This is a genomic window from Streptomyces sp. NPDC048671, from assembly GCF_055587045.1.
Window position 1 is genome coordinate 136,097 of record NZ_JBVJHB010000006.1, and the last position, 14,502, is coordinate 150,598.

Genomic DNA, 14,502 nt, shown 5'->3' on the forward strand with positions numbered 1-14,502 from the left:
CATCCGGTCGATATGTCGGGAGCGGATGCCGGGTGTGGCCGGGGGGCGGCCATTGGGTGAACTGGTCCGTGGCGCCCGGGATTCAGCCGCCCCGGACCTTTTGGCGGCGGTCCAGTTGGCGGCGGAGTTCGGCGGGCAGCGGGTGGTTCGGCCCGTAGCTGCGCTCGGTGTCGTAGAGCAGCGACTGGAGTCCGCCGATGGCCGCCGCGTGGTCCCCGAGCGCGAGCAGGAGGTGGCCGATGCGGTGGCGGATCTCGTAGGAGCGGGCCGGGTCGTCGCCCGTCGCGTAGCGGTTCTCGTAGTACGGGAGGACTGCGCGGTACTCCGCGAGCGCGGCGGCGGGCTCACCCAGTTGCTCCAGGCACTGCGCGGTGTCCTGGCGGAACTGGAGGGTCTGCGGGTCGGCGGGTCCGGCCTCGGCTGCGCGGTCGGCCGCGAGGCGGCGCAGTTCGGGCAGGGCGCGGCGGTACTGGCCGTCGTCCATCAGGGTCGCCGCGTACTGCTTGCGCAGGATACGGACGACCGGGGAGCTCTCGCCGTGCTGTTCCGCGGCGGCCGGGAGGATGCCGCCGAGCAGGTCGACGGCGTGGGTGATCCGGCCCTCGCCGAGCAGTTTCTTGACCTCGTCGACGGCGGCGGCGACATCGGGCCGCGCGGGCGCCGGTGCGGGGCTGCCGGCGGGCGGGGTGGTGACGCGGTCGGGCCACGGGGCGTGGGGGCGCAGGAAGGGGCGGGTCGGGTCGAGCGGTCCGCCGGGCAGTCCGTCGCCCCGGACGGGGAGCAGCGGGGCGAGGCTCTCGTAGACCTCCTGGGCGCCGGACGGGCGGTGCTGCGGGTCCTTGGCGAGCAGCCGCAGCACGAGCGCTTCGAGTGCCTCGGGGATGTCGCGCCGGATCTGCCGGACGGGGACCGGTGCTTCGTAGAGGTGGCGGTGGAGCACGCCCAGGGCGGTGGAGCCGGCGAACGGCACGTCGCCGCTGAGGAGTTCGTGCAGCAGGACGCCGAGTGCGTACAGGTCGGTGTAGGGGCCGACGGTACCGCCCATCGCCTGCTCGGGGGCCATGTAGGCCGGGGAGCCGATGGGTGAGCCGGTGTGGGTGAGGCGGGTGGTGTCGGTGTCCAGGACGGAGGCGACCCCGAGGTCCAGGACGAGGACGGTGCCTTCGGGGCGCACCATCACGTTGCGGGGTTTCAGGTCGCGGTGGACGATCGGCACCGCGTGCACGGCGCTCAGGACGGCGCAGAGCTGGGCGGCGACGGCGACGGACCACTGCCAGGGGTACGGGGCGTGCTCGGCGAGATGGTCGGCGAGGTCGGCGCCCTCGACGTAACTCATGACGAGGAAGAGCTCGTCGCCGTCGCTGCCGGCGTCGTGGACGGTGACCAGGCCGGGGTGGTCGACCTGGGCGGTGACCCGGCATTCGCGGACGAAGCGGCGGCGCAGTTCGGCGGCCGCTTCGCTGCCCATGGGGCCGGTGACCCGGTCCGGGCGCAGCAGCTTGACGGCGACCCGGCGGTCCAGTCGCTGGTCGTAGGCCGTCCAGACCTGCCCCATGCCTCCCTGGCCGAGTATGGCCGACAGCTCGTACCGCCCGCCGATGAGGCGGCCGTTCACCGGCCTTCCTCCTTGCGCAGGTAGTCGCTCAGCTCGTCGAGTTCGGCGCGGACCTGGTCGATGCGCTGGGGCTGTGGGTGGGGCTGCTGCGGGTACGGGGTGTGCGGCGGGGCCGGGGCGTGCGGCGGGGCCGGCTGCTGCTCGTACTGCTGTTGCGGGAAGGGCTGCTGCGGGAAGGGCTGCTGCTGGTGCGGGGGCTGCGGGGCGGGGCCCGGCTTGGCGGTCACCGGGGTGGTGGTCGCGTACGCGTATCCGGGCGCCGGTGGCACGTATCCGCCCATGGCGTGCTGCTTCGCCCCGCGTGGCCCGTAGTGGCGGATGTCCGCGACGAGGTAGTACACGGGAGCGGCCGCCATGCCCAGGAGCAGCAGGGGGATGAGGAGGAAGTCGATGCCGTGGGCTTCGCCCTCGTCCCGGCCGATGACCATCATGATCGCGACGACGGCCACGAACGCGCCGCCGGTCAGCCACCAGTCGAAGGCCCTGCGGCGCACGATCGCCAGCCGGAGCAGCGGGGCCCAGAGCAGTATCCCTATGGAGAGCACCGAGAGCGCGCAGAACAGCACCCGCATCGACACGATCCAGGCCCGCCCCGGGACTCTGGGCGGAACGGTCGGCGGATAACCCGGCGCGTACATGGCTGCTCCTGGATACCTGGTCGTGAAGGTCCGCGCGCACGGGCGTACGCGCAGCTCCGAGGGTAGAGGGCGGCACCGGCCGGCGGACCGGGGTTGTGCGGAACCGTTGTGGTTCCGCACAGCCCCGCGTGCGCTTGCGGACGCTCCCCGGAGCCGCTTCGCCCTGTCCCTAGAGCCGCTTCGCGCTGCGCAGGGTCGCCGCGTAGTAGCCGTTGCCGTCGAGGCGTGAGGTGCCGCCCTTGTCGCCGATCGTCGGGCCGTTCACTTCCTCCCGGCTGGAGACGAAGATCAGGTGGCCTTCCGAGTCATGGCCCATGTACATGCCGATGTGGTCCAGCCGCTGGCCGGTGCGCTGGTCGAGCTTGAAGAAGACCAGGTCGCCCGGTTGCAGCACGTCGATCGAGGTGGGCCGGTCCGCGGGCGTGATGCCCTTGAGCGGTATGACGTCCGCGCCGAGCTTGGAGCGGCCGATGCCGTTGGCGGTGCGGGGCAGTCCGTCGCCCTGGCCGTCGAGGGGGGCGAGCGGGTAGCGGGCGCGGTAGCCGAAGATCGTCCGCATGAAGCCCGAGCAGTCGATGGCCCGGTAACGGGCCTTGTCGGGCTGGCGGGTGACACCGTTGCGGAAGGTGTAGGGGATGCCCAGGTAGTCGAAGAAGTCCGACTCCTCCAGGCGCAGGTCGTTGCCCTCGCTGCCGACCGGGTTGATGGGTCCGAACTGGGCGTCCCCGGCGTAGGAGACGCCCTCGTCGTCCTTCTTGACCGGCGCCCCTTCGATGTACTGGAAGGCGAAGGCGAACAGGTCGTCCTCCTCGCTGCCGTAGTAGGTCTTGAACCAGTCCTTGAACCACTGCTGCTTCTCGGAGCCCTTCTTCCACTTCTCCGGCATCAGCCGCACCCAGTTCTCGGTGATCACCCGGGACTTGGTGCTGGTGGGTTCGGCGAAGGTACGGGAGGGGCCGGTGAGCGTGGCGGTGCGGGCGTGGTCGGTGAAGGTGGCGATCACCTTGCCGCCGACGTCGCGCAGGACCGTACGGGCGGGTGCGTTCAGCCGTTCCCAGGTCTGCTTCCCGGGCGTCAGCGCGGCTCCCGCCGGCTTGTCCGTGATGGCCTGGACGGCGGGCGCCTTGGCCTGTTCGTCCTTGCGGAGTTCGACGGTGAAGTACGCGCTGCCGGCGAGCAGTGCGACCACCGTGACGGCGTGCAGGATCTGGCGGGGGCGCTTGGACTGCTTGGTACGGGGAGCGGTCATGAGATCACCTCAGGCGGACGGAAGGGCGCCGAGCAGGATGCCGGCGGTCAGGACGACGTAGGCGAGCAGCGAGACCGAGCCGGTGGCCAGCAGCGTCGCGCCCTTCGGCTGGCGGACCAGCTGGTAGGCGATGAGACCCGGGACGATGAAGCCGAGGGTCTGGTTGGCGTACATCAGCGGGAACTCCACCTGGAGCACGATCATCAGCGTCGCCTGGAGGATGACTCCGGTCAGCACCACCGCGGAGAACAGCCGCTTCCCGTAGAGGATGACGACCTTCTGGAGCAGCAGCACGGAGACGTATGTGAGGACGGTGACGCCGACCACCATGGCCGCGCGCTGGAGGTCCTCGACGAGGGTCAGCGCGAGCCAGCCGGGGGTGATCATGCCGCCGGGTGAGAGGTTGGTCGTCAGATAGCAGACCAGGGAGAACATCAGGCCGAGCGCGATACCGATGGCGGCGATCTCGGGCGTCAGGACGGTGGGGATCAACGGGGGTCTCCTGCGCTGTTCTGCCGGCTCTGCTGGTAGGGGTCCTGCGGCGGGTACGGGGCCTGGGGCGGGCCCTGCTGCCCCGGGGGCTGCTGCCCGTGCGGATACGGCTGCCCGTGCTGGTACGGCTGTACGGGCTGCTGGTGCTCCGGTTGTTGCTGGTGGTGCTCCGGCTGTTCCGGCTGCTGGTGCTGGTGTTCCGGCTGGTGCTGCTGGTGTTCCGGCTGCTGCCGGCGTTCCGGGGGCTGGCTGTCCGGGGGCAGCGCGGGCTCGAACATGCCGCGCTGCCGGGGCTGTGCCGGCACGGGTGCCTGTGCCTGGACCGGAGGCTGGACCTGTGCCTGGACCGGTGCCTGTGCCTGGAGCGGTGTCTGGACCGGGATCTGGACCTGGACCGTGGGGTGCGGCTGGTAGCGGGTCTCGTACGCCTCCGGGTAGGGCGCGTACGGGTCCAGATGCGGCCGGTACTGCTGGAGCGGCAGCGTCTCGTCGTGGCGGATGTGCTGCGGGGCGTGCGGGGTGTGCGCGGCCGGCTGCTCGTCCGGGGGCTGCGTGCCCTGCTCGTCCGGGGTCTCCTCGGCCTGCTCGTCCGGGGCCCGGTCGGACTGCTCGTCCGGGGTCTCGTCGGGCGGGAGTTCGCTGAGGTGCTCCAGCAGGAGTTCGCCCTGGCCGTGGATGTTGCCGATGGCGATCAGTGACGAGTCGGGCCCGAGCCCGCCGAGCAGCTCACGCATGAACTCCTCCGGGTCGCGCCGGTCACCGCCCAGGTCCACCGCGCGGCCGCGCCACTCGGCGGGGATCGCGTCGATGGCGCTCTTGGCCGGGTGGCCGATGACGAAGACCTTGTCGGGCTGGAGGTCGGGGATGATCTCGCCCATCTGGCCGTTGCGTTCGACCCGGTCAGGGCGGCAGTTGATGACGACGTTCAGCGGGCGGTGGACGGCGCCCAGGTCCAGCAGCTGGTTGACGTTCATCAGCGTCGACTCGGGGTCGTTGGCCGCGAAGACGTTGGCGAAGCGCAGCTTCTTGCCGTCCGGTGTCACATACCTCTCGACGGAGAGGACGCCCGGGTCCGGCGGGGCGTCGTACATCCCCTTCAGCGCGGTCTCCCGCTCCACGCCGAGCAGTTCGGCGACCTTCAGCGCGATGGCCACGTTCTCCTTGAAGGTGAACCAGCTGAAGCCGCGCAGTTCCGCGTCGCTCACGGTCTCGGGGTCGGCGTAGATGAGCTCGCAGTCGCGGGCGTCGGCCTCCTCCTGGAGGATCGCGAACCGTTCGACCTCGGCGGTCACACAGATGCCGCCCTCCGGCATGGAGCGGCAGAGCGAGCGGGCCACGTCGTCGAGGGTCGGGCCCATCTCGGCGAGGTGGTCCTCGCGCACGTTGCAGAGCACGCCGATCGTGGAGCGGATCAGTTTGGACTGGTTGATCTCCTGGAGCGCCGGCATCACCGCCATGCACTCGATGACCAGGGCCTGCGGCTCGTACGAGGCGGCGCGGCGCACGATGCCGATCTGCTCGACGACATTGGCCAGGCCGAATTTGCGGTAGACGGGTTCCTCGGTGGCGTCCGGGTGGATGAACCGGGCCGCCGTACCGGTGGTCTTGGCGACGGTCACCAGATCGCCGCCGCGCAGGGCGCCCGCGCAGAGCCGGGTGATGGAGGACTTACCGCGGATGCCGTTCACCAGGACCCGGGCGGGTATTCGCTCCAGGTTGATGAAGTGGCGTCGCTGCTCGACGATGCCCGCTGTCAGCAGGATCGCGCAGCACACCACCAGCACGGTGTAAAGGAACAGCACGGCCGGTCAGGTCCTTTCGGCGTAGGTCGTGGGCGTCGTCGGCGCGGTATCGCGCTTCTGCTGCGCCGGGAGCTGCTGGCGTACCAGCTCCAGGGAGCGGGTGACGGCGCCGACCTCGTCGTGGTGGCGCGGATAGAGGACGGTGCGCCGGTCACCGCCGGCGAGCGCCTCGGCCTGGTCGGCGAGGGCGCGCAGCGGGCGTACGACGACGATGTGCAGCCAGCCCAGACAGGCGATGGCCGCGGCCATCCCCAGCAGCCCGGCGAGCACGGTGAGGTTCTGCCTGCGGTATTCGGGGATGGCGAGGGAGCTGGCGGGCTGCCGGCTGACCACGGTCCAGCCGAGGGACTTCGCCGCCCCGCCGCCGACGAAGGGCGCGGCCGCGGCGATCTGCACCTTGCCGCCGTCGCGGTACAGGATGCCGCTGGGGTGGGTGCTGACACCGGTCTTCTGGTTGGTGCCGGCCACGAGGGTCCGCAGCCGTTCGCCGGACAGCTCCTGGAAGGCGCGGTAGCCGGAGTTGCCGCCGATGATCCGCTGCTTGTCGTCGACGATGCTGACCTGGCCGAGGCCGGGCCGCTTGAGCAGGCCGTTGACGAACTCGATGCGGAACTCGCCGACGACGGTGGCGCCGTCGCGGCCGGGTATTCCGGCCTGCGCGACGATGACCGGCTTCTTGCCGGAGTCGTTGAGCACCCGGATCAGCTGGTCGGCGGATGCCTTGCCGACCGGCTGGTGCGGGGTGTCGCCGGCGTGCGCGGCGACTTTCCCGGAGGCGTCGACGACGTACAGCGACTGGTAGCGGTCGTGCTCCAGGCGGGTGCGGTCCAGGACGGTGCGCATGTCGGCGGGCGAGGTGTCGGCGCCGATCAGTGTGGCCACCGACAGGAGGTCGGCCTGTCCCTCGTTGAGGGCCCGGCGTACCCGGTCGGTGAGGGTGTCGGTGCGCTCGCGCTGGTCGTTGACCAGCTGCTGCGGTACGACGGCGGTGGCGTCGGCCCGGTTGAGGAGGAGCAGCATCGGGGCGCACCAGGCGAGTACGAGCACCCCGCAGACGACGAGGAGTCCGCGGCTGCCGAACCGGCCGCGCCGGGGCGGCTCCTCGGACCGGGCCTCACCGAGCAGCTGGCGGCGCAGCCGTTCCAGGGAGTTCCCGATCCGGGCGGCTTCGCCGTACGAGGGGGCGCTGACCGGTCGGGTGAGGTCGCCGCGGGTCAGCCGCCGGCTCTCCAGGAAGAGCCGGATCAGCGGCCGCTGGACGGTGCCCAGGAGCAGCGCGACGGCGAGTGCGCCGACGACGACCAGGCAGCCCGCGGCCACCAGGCCGAAGAACGGTCCGGCGACCGCGGTGGGGTTCTCGGCCACCGGGACCATGGCGACGACGCTGAGGCCGAGTCCGGTGGCGATGGTGGGTTCGCCGGGCTGGGGTCCTGCGAGCGAGGCGTAGCCGGCGACGTTGCGGTCGCCCGAGTGCACGCTGCCGAGCAGGCTGCCGCTGACGCCGGGGAAGCCGCCGGAGCCGGGCTCCTTGGCGGACAGCGGGTGCTGGCGGACCTTGACGGACGCGGTCTCCGCGAAGCTCTTCAGCTGCTTGGCGGCGCGTTTGGCGTCGGCGCGCTGGGTGTCGGTGAGGAGCTGCTCGGGCTGCGGGATGCCGTCGCTGGAGAGGATGGCGGCGTCCGCGTCGATGACCGCGATGGAGCGGAACTGGCCCAGGCTGATGCCGGGGAACCGCAGATTGCTGGAGGCGACCAGGAGCTGCTGCGGGGCGCCGGGCCAGGAGAGCAGCGCGAAGGAGAGCAGCCGGGTCTCTCCGTTGGCCAGCTTCACCATGCGGGGGCCGAGCGCGTCCTTGCCGCTGAGCTTCGAGGTGTCGATCGCGGTGAGGGGGACGTTCTCGCCACGGGCGGCGAGCAGCTTGCCGGAGGAGATCTCGACGACCGCCGTGCCGGTCCACTTCTGGTAGACGCTGCTGATCTTGTCGAGCACCGCGTCGGGAGAGACCTGGTCCGCGGCGTTGAACAGGCCGGCGGTCCGCCCCAGGTCGGTGAAGCTCTCGTCGATGGAGGCGCGCAGGGCGATGGCGCCGTCCTCGGCGAACTCCTGCTGGGAGGTCAGTACGGCCTCGGGTACGCGGTCCTGCACCGTGCGGCCCAGACCGAGCGCGGTGATGGCGGCCAGCGAGAGCAGCAGGACCGAGAGGACCGCGATGGGCGGCCGTATTCCACCCAGCAGCGACATGTCGGCCCGGCGGCGGACCTTGTGTCGCCGCTTCACAGGCGAGGCGGCCATGGTGCATCCCTTCTGGAACTTCTTACGTTTTCTGGTACTTCGGCACTGCGGGGGCGGTCGGCATGCGGCAGGAGCGGTCGGCCCTGCGGGAGCGAACGGAACGTTCGCTCGGTGCGGAACTTCTGCGGCTTCTGTACTTCTACGGCTTCTACACTTCTGCGGCTTCTGTCCCTTTCGGGAATTTTCGAACTTCAGGGCGCGTCGACATGCCCGAGGAATCGAACGTCTACACGGAAGATCATGACTCGTTCGTATTCCGAACGGTTGTAGTGGAAAAAGCAGTTGTGATGCAGACCACTCGAATCAGGCCACGGGGATGGCCAGATGAACCCGGGCGACATCCCGTATTCACCCGGCCGACAGCACCGATGCCTCTCAGCGACCGCCATCACCGACGCCGTCCCGGACCGCGTTGACGGCCCGCCCCCGCCCGCGGTCAGCCGGGCAGGCTTTCCAGCGGTTTCAGGCCGTCCTGCGCGGCCCCGCGGTTGAGCATCGTGCCCTGGGTGCGTTCGAACGCCAGCCGGTAGCGGGCCCGTTCCTCGGGCGTCAGCTTCTTGTCGTCGCGCAGTGCCGCGGCCACATCGATGAGCCGGTGGTCCTGCACCGCGTCGGCCGGCACCGTCTTCGCCGCGTCCGTCTCGGTGGGCGGAATGGAGACGAGCGTGGGCACGTACCGCGCCTGCACGTCCCACGACCCGCCGCGCTTGCGGAACTCGAACCAGCCGATGATGCCTTCCTCGGTCAGTCCGGACGGCACCTCGTGCCGGGCGACCTGATTGCCCATCCCGTACGCGATCCAGGTCCCGTTGACCTTCTCCATCGGCTGCACGACATGGGCGTGATGGCCGATCACCAGGTTGATGCCGGTCTCCCGGGCGATCCTGCGCGCCAGCTTGATCTGCCCCGAACTGGGCTCGGGGTGGTGCTCGCGCCCCCAGTGGATGCTCAGGATGACCACTTCGGCGCCGGCCGCGCGGGCCCCCTTCTCGGCTTCCTTGATCCGGGCGAAGTCGTTCTGGTTGACGACCCAGGGCGTGGCCGTCGGGACCTCGCGCCCGTTGAAGCCGAAGGCGTACGAGAGTTGCGCCACCTTGACGCCCTTGACGTCCATGATCAGCGGCTTGTCGGCCTCGGCCTTGCTGCGCGCCGAGCCGGTGTGCTTCAGCCCGGCCTCGTCGAGGGCGTCGAGGGTGCGCTTCACTCCGGCCCGGCCGTGGTCGAGCGTGTGGTTCGACGCGGTCGAGCAGGTGTCGTAGCCGATCTTCTTCACCGCGGTGGTGATCTGCGGCGGCACCAGGAAGTCCGGGAAGCTGCGGAACGGTCCGTTCGGCTTGCCCACCACCGGCTCGAAGTGGCAGATCGCCAGGTCGGCGCGGGAGATGACGGGCTGTACCCCGGCCATGAGCCGGTAGAAGTCCAGCCCCTGCTGCCCCTCGGCCTTCGCGTCCTTGCGGGCCTGCTCGATCAGCGGCGGGTGGATCAGGATGTCACCGGCCGCGGCGACGGTGAACGACGGCCCTCCGCCCTTGGCCGGACCGCTCGCGCCGGAATCGGCGTCACCGCCCAGGAGGGAGCAGCCGGTGAGAGCCAGCGCGAGGAGCCCCACCAGGGCGGCGCGAGAGGTGAAGGGAGCATAAGGACGTCGGGTCACCCATGTATTTTTACTTGAATATGACGAGCAAATGGGCCAAAAACTCGGCGATCTCTGCAACATTGCTGGTCACAGCCGTCGTAGCGGCTGTTGTGGTGCTCGTCACCCCCTCCGGAGGAGGGGGTTCCGACGGGGACCGGCCGCAGCGTGCCCGCCCCCGGGACGGCGTCGACCTCGCGGCCCGGATCGACGACTACACCCGGGAGACGATCCGCCGCAGCGGCTTCCACCCGCCGACGGACCTGGACCGCCGCACCGTCGCCGACGGCGTCGGCCTCTACCTCGACGGCCGCCACAAGGACGCCGCACGGCGCCTCGCCGAGGTCGACTTCGGGGTGGCCACGTTCACGGACACGGCCACCGGCCGGCCCTTCGCCGAGATCGCCGACCGGGCCCGGGAATCCACCCGTGGCTGGGGACGCGTGTACATCGACCTGTCCCGCCCCACCGCGACCTGGTCCGTCCAGGTCCCGCACCCGGTCGCCGACGCCGACAGCGAGAAGCTGGGCGTGGGCGCCTGGCGGGCCACGCCGGGCGGGGTCATGGTCCTGGCGGGCGCGAACCGCAGGGCGGGCGAAGACGGTGCGGCGGATGTCGCCCACCGCCGGGACACCGTCTTCCACGCGGTCTGCGCCGAACTGGTCACCCACCGGCTGCCCGGCATCCAGCTCCACGGCTACGCCGACTCCACCGAACCGGACTACGACGTGATCGTCTCCACCGGGAAGGGCGACCACGGCCGCGCCTGGGGCGAGGGCCTGTCGGCGGCACTGCGGCAGGAGGGCTTCGAGGTCTGCCGGGTCTGGATACGCCGCTGCTCCCTGGAGGGCCGTACGAACGTCCAGGGACGGGACGCGGCCGACGCCGAACTCCCCTTCCTGCACGTGGAATTCAGCCGCAAGGTCCGGGCGTCGCCGCGCCGGACCGCCGACGCGGTGTCGGCGATCAGGGAGGCGGCGATCAGGGAGGCGGCGGCGGACCACACCGCGCAGAGCGGTACTCCCGCGCGGGTGGAGCGCTAGGGTCTTCCGTCTGGATCAGGGCTGGGTCACCGTGCGTAGGTGCGGGGACGGCCCCGGCCGCCCCCGCGCCTACGCACGGTGACCGGCCCCGGCCCCGACTCCCGTTCCCGCCCGTCGAGTTCACCTTCCGTTCACGGGGCAACCTTCCACGCGTCGCGGGTGTCTCCTATGCGAGCTCTCACACCTCGTACGCCACTGGCTCCGCGTACGCGACCGAGGAGAATTCTGTGAGCATTCGCACCACGCTGGCCATAGCCGTCTGTGCTGCCACGGCCTTGTCGGGCGGCACGGCCGTCGCAGCTCCCGGCGGCACGTCCGCGGGTACGGCCGGAGGTACCGCAGCCACCACCGTGCGCGAGGACTTCAACGGGGACGGCTATCAGGACCTCGCCGTCGCCGCCCCCGCCGCCAAGGTGGCCGGCCATTCCTGGGCCGGTTACATCACCGTCAGCTACGGCTCCGCCAAGGGCCTGACGACAGCGAAGACCACGGTCATCGATCAGAACACCCCGGGCGTGCCGGGGGTGCCCGGTGACGATCACGGTTTCGGCTACCGGATGTTCGCCGAGGACCTCGACCACGACGGGCTGACCGACCTCGCCCTGGTCACCCATGAATCGTTCTTGTTCGAAGGCTCCGCCATCAACGGCTCCGTCATCGTGCTGTGGGGCCGCACCGGCGGCATCACCGGGCAGGGCGCGGTCCGTATACCGGCTTTCAGTGACACCCAGGTGGGGGACAACCTCACCGCCGGTGACTTCGACGGCGACGGGACGACGGACCTGATGATGCTTCACGGCGACGACGGGGATTTCCGCAGCGTGCTCTACGGGCCGTTCACCCGGGCCGGGGCGCCCGCCCGCGAGCAGTCGATCAACATGTTCAATACGGACAACTCCATGTCGAACACCGCGGCCGGGGACTTCAACGGCGACGGCATCGACGACCTGTGCACGTTCTACGAGTACGAGAACCACGCCGAGGGCGGCAAGCTGTGGCTGGGCACCCCGAAGGGCCTGTCCACGAAGTCCACCCCGCTCCCCGGCGCCGCGGCCACAGCGGTCGGTGACTTCGACAAGGACGGCAAGGACGACCTCGCCACCCGGGTGATTCCGAACGGCATCACGGAGGACCTGCCCACGGACCCCGGGACCGTCAAGATCTTCTACGGTTCCGCGTCCGGGCCGAGCACCACCCGGACCAGGACGATCACCCAGGACACCACGGGCGTGCCAGGAGTGAGCGAGAAGGGCGACCAGTTCGGCGCCCGTCTCGGGGCGGGTGACGTGAACGGCGACGGGTACGCCGACCTGGCCGTGGGGGTGCCCTTCGAGGCCCTGAAATCGGTCAAGGGAGCGGGCGCGGTGGTGCTGCTGAAGGGCGGCGCGGGCGGTCTGAGCGGCACCGGCGCGAAGTCGTTCCACCAGGACACGACCGGCATGCCCGGGGTGGCGGAGAGCGGTGACCACTTCGGCGGCTCGGTCCGGCTGCTCGACGTCACCGGCGACGGCAAGGCGGAACTGGCGGCCGGCGCCCCCGACGAGGACCTCGACGCGGTCGCGGACGGCGGTGCGGTGTGGTCGCTGCGCGGCGCCGCCGCCGGCCTGACCACGACGGGCGCCTTCGCGTTCAACCCGGTCGACCTGGGCGCCCTCGTGCCGGGGGCCCGGTTCGGTCTGAACCTGTCCAACGACAACGGGCCGGGCATCGGCTGACGGGCAGCGGGTCGCCAGCCGGCGGCCGGCGGCGGCACATTCGTACCCGCCGTCGCGTTGATGCCGCGCCGCCGGTGGAGGCACACCACCGTCTCCTGCCGCCCCGGGCCGGGGTCAGGCCGGGTCGGGCCGCGTCAGCGAGCGGGTACGGGGAATCGGCGAGGGCAGCAGCCAGAGCAGTGACAGGGCTCCGCCGACAGCGCCGACGAGAAGGGTCGCCCGCAGGCCCACGAAGGTGGCGAGCAGCCCGCCGACGACGGCGCCGACGGGGCGTACGCCGTAGTTGATCGTGCTGTACGCGCCGGCGACGCGACTGCGCATGCCGTCGGGGATCACCGCGGCCTGGAGGGAGTTGAGGTTGACGTCGAACAGCATGACGCCGAAGCCGGACAGGAACTCGGCGGCCGCCAGGGCTCCGGCACGGAGCCAGAGCGGGCCGCCCGCGGCGGCGGCAAGGGCGATCGGTGCCGGGAACAGCACCGCGCCGACGACGATGCTGCGGCCCACGCCGAAGCGTCGCGAGATCTTCGGGGCGGACACCGCGCCGAGGAGGGAGCCGGTCGCACCGATCCCGAACGCGATGCCGATCGCGCCCGCCGACAGTCCGAGGCTCCGGTTGGCGAACAGGACGATCAGCCCGCTGCCCGCGACAAAGGTGAAGAAGTTGACGGTCGCCGCGCATCCGAGGGCCGCCCGCAGCACCGGGTGACGGACGACGAACGACATTCCCTCCCGGGCGCGCCGCCACAGCGAGAACGCCGCAGTACTACCGGGGACCGCAGGCGGTTCGTCGACCGACACCCGCCCGACCAGGACCGCTGACACCAGGAAGCTCAGGGCGTCCAGGACAAGGGTGACGGGTGCGGTGAGCGCCTGCACCAGAACGCCGCCGATGGCCGGGCCGGCGACGTATGACACCGACCGGCCGGCGCTGAGCTTGCTGTTCGCGTCGACATAGGAAGCGCGCGGAACGAGTCGTACGAAGAACGGCGGATAGGCGGTGTTGAACAGCACCCCGGCCGTGCCCGTCAGCAGCGCCACCGCGTACAGCTGCCCGAGCGTCACCGCCCCCAGCAGGTAGGCCGCCGGGACACTGAGCAGCACCGCGGCGCGCACCAGGTCGGCAAGGATCATCAGGCGGCGTTTGTCGCTCCGGTGGTCGACCCATGCCCCCAGCAGGATCGCGAGCAGATTCGGGGTCCAGATCAGCGCGGTCAGCCACGCCACCTGGTTGGCCGAGGCGTTCAGGGTGCTGATGGCGATCAGGGGCAGGGCCAGTTCGGTGATCCTGTCGCCGAACTGCGAGGCCGACTGACCGGCCCAGAAGCGGCGGAACCGTCGATCCCGCCACAGCGATATCGCGGCGGTCCCGTCCGGGCTGTTCACGGCGTCGGCCCGGTCTGCTCCTCGGCGGCTTCCGGCAGGACGTAGCGCATCAGCCGGACGCCGCGGCTGTCCGTGGGCCGCTCGGCCGCGTCGCGAGTCACGTACGGCGCGAGAACGCGCTCGATCCCGTCCTCGATGGCGGCCAGTTCCTCGGCGGAGACGACGACGCGGGTGTCGGCCAGTCCGGCCGCCCCGCGCCACGCCGGATCGAGTTCGGGCTCGACCTCGGCGGCCCACCGGGCGGGGACGTCCGCATAGCGCAGGAACATCTGCTGCGACAGCACCCGCGCGGCCGCCCGGCCCTCTTCGTCGGCCGGGTCCTGCGGTGCCTCGAACCGGAAACCGCGCGCCACGGCCTCCCAGCGCCGCCGGCGCCGGTCCGGGCCCGGCTCACTGTCGCGGACCAGCCCGAAGCCCGCCAGGTGGCGCAGATGCCAGCTGGTCACCGACGGCGTCGCTCCCACGTCGGGCGCGAGTTCCGTCGCGGTCGCGGGCCCGTGCCGGTGGAGGTGGTCGAGGATCGCCAGCCGCACGGGATGCGCCAACGCGCGCATCGCCTGCGGATCGGTGATCTCGATATCACCCAGGGGGTTATGGGAGGTCATGACGTGAGAGCATCCTCTCACGATTCGTGAGA

11 protein-coding genes are annotated in these 14,502 nt (G+C 71.0%); 2 read left to right on the forward strand and 9 right to left on the reverse strand.

Annotated elements, in window-relative coordinates; all coding sequences use genetic code 11:
* Positions 1-82: 82 nt before the first annotated feature.
* The 7 genes from ACZ6S6_RS13865 to ACZ6S6_RS13895 form a co-directional block, all read right to left on the reverse strand.
* Complete coding sequence (locus ACZ6S6_RS13865; RefSeq protein WP_362955001.1) at positions 83-1,615, reverse strand: serine/threonine-protein kinase; 1,533 nt, start codon at positions 1,613-1,615, stop codon at positions 83-85.
* On the reverse strand, positions 1,612-2,253 hold the full coding sequence (locus ACZ6S6_RS13870; protein ID WP_469705771.1) for a hypothetical protein: 642 nt from the start codon (positions 2,251-2,253) through the stop codon (positions 1,612-1,614). The genes ACZ6S6_RS13865 and ACZ6S6_RS13870 overlap by 4 nt, the downstream gene beginning before the upstream one ends.
* A 169-nt stretch (positions 2,254-2,422) precedes the next feature.
* Positions 2,423-3,502, reverse strand: coding sequence for an NlpC/P60 family protein (locus ACZ6S6_RS13875; protein ID WP_362955005.1), 1,080 nt, complete (start codon positions 3,500-3,502; stop codon positions 2,423-2,425).
* A gap of 9 nt (positions 3,503-3,511) precedes the next feature.
* Positions 3,512-3,994, reverse strand: a complete 483-nt coding sequence (locus ACZ6S6_RS13880; RefSeq protein ID WP_362955007.1) for a poly-gamma-glutamate biosynthesis protein PgsC/CapC — start codon at positions 3,992-3,994, stop codon at positions 3,512-3,514.
* Positions 3,991-5,796 carry a poly-gamma-glutamate synthase PgsB gene (pgsB, locus tag ACZ6S6_RS13885; protein ID WP_469705772.1) on the reverse strand — a complete coding sequence of 602 codons (1,806 nt, stop codon included), beginning with the start codon at positions 5,794-5,796 and terminating at the stop codon, positions 3,991-3,993. Before pgsB ends, ACZ6S6_RS13880 begins: the two co-directional genes overlap by 4 nt.
* 6 nt (positions 5,797-5,802) lie before the next feature.
* Positions 5,803-8,037 (reverse strand): cache domain-containing protein, encoded by a 2,235-nt coding sequence (locus ACZ6S6_RS13890; protein ID WP_469705934.1) that lies wholly within the window; start codon positions 8,035-8,037, stop codon positions 5,803-5,805.
* 487 nt (positions 8,038-8,524) lie between these two features.
* Complete coding sequence (locus ACZ6S6_RS13895) at positions 8,525-9,742, reverse strand: CapA family protein (protein WP_469705773.1); 1,218 nt, start codon at positions 9,740-9,742, stop codon at positions 8,525-8,527.
* Between the two features lie 20 nt (positions 9,743-9,762).
* Here ACZ6S6_RS13895 and ACZ6S6_RS13900 point away from each other — a divergent pair, with 20 nt between their 5' ends.
* A complete protein-coding gene (locus tag ACZ6S6_RS13900) occupies positions 9,763-10,764 on the forward strand; it encodes a hypothetical protein (protein WP_362955012.1) in 1,002 nt (333 codons plus the stop codon).
* Positions 10,765-10,991: 227 nt separating this feature from the next.
* Complete coding sequence (locus ACZ6S6_RS13905; RefSeq protein WP_469705774.1) at positions 10,992-12,479, forward strand: FG-GAP and VCBS repeat-containing protein; 1,488 nt, start codon at positions 10,992-10,994, stop codon at positions 12,477-12,479.
* Between the two features lie 114 nt (positions 12,480-12,593).
* Here ACZ6S6_RS13905 and ACZ6S6_RS13910 read toward each other — a convergent pair whose 3' ends face one another.
* Entirely contained in the window at positions 12,594-13,865 is a 1,272-nt protein-coding gene (locus ACZ6S6_RS13910) for an MFS transporter (protein WP_362955016.1), read from the reverse strand.
* On the reverse strand, positions 13,862-14,470 hold the full coding sequence (locus ACZ6S6_RS13915) for an ArsR/SmtB family transcription factor (RefSeq protein WP_469705775.1): 609 nt from the start codon (positions 14,468-14,470) through the stop codon (positions 13,862-13,864). Before ACZ6S6_RS13915 ends, ACZ6S6_RS13910 begins: the two co-directional genes overlap by 4 nt.
* Positions 14,471-14,502 lie beyond the last annotated feature (32 nt).

What these genes read in the sequence shown, in the direction of transcription:
- ACZ6S6_RS13890 (WP_469705934.1), bottom strand. Translation starts at nt 8,037, where the DNA reads ATGTCGCTGCTGGGTGGAATACGGCCGCCCATCGCGGTCCTCTCGGTC.
- ACZ6S6_RS13875 (WP_362955005.1), bottom strand. Translation starts at nt 3,502, where the DNA reads ATGACCGCTCCCCGTACCAAGCAGTCCAAGCGCCCCCGCCAGATCCTG.
- ACZ6S6_RS13900 (WP_362955012.1), top strand. Translation starts at nt 9,763, where the DNA reads ATGACGAGCAAATGGGCCAAAAACTCGGCGATCTCTGCAACATTGCTG.
- ACZ6S6_RS13870 (WP_469705771.1), bottom strand. Translation starts at nt 2,253, where the DNA reads ATGTACGCGCCGGGTTATCCGCCGACCGTTCCGCCCAGAGTCCCGGGG.
- ACZ6S6_RS13915 (WP_469705775.1), bottom strand. Translation starts at nt 14,470, where the DNA reads ATGACCTCCCATAACCCCCTGGGTGATATCGAGATCACCGATCCGCAG.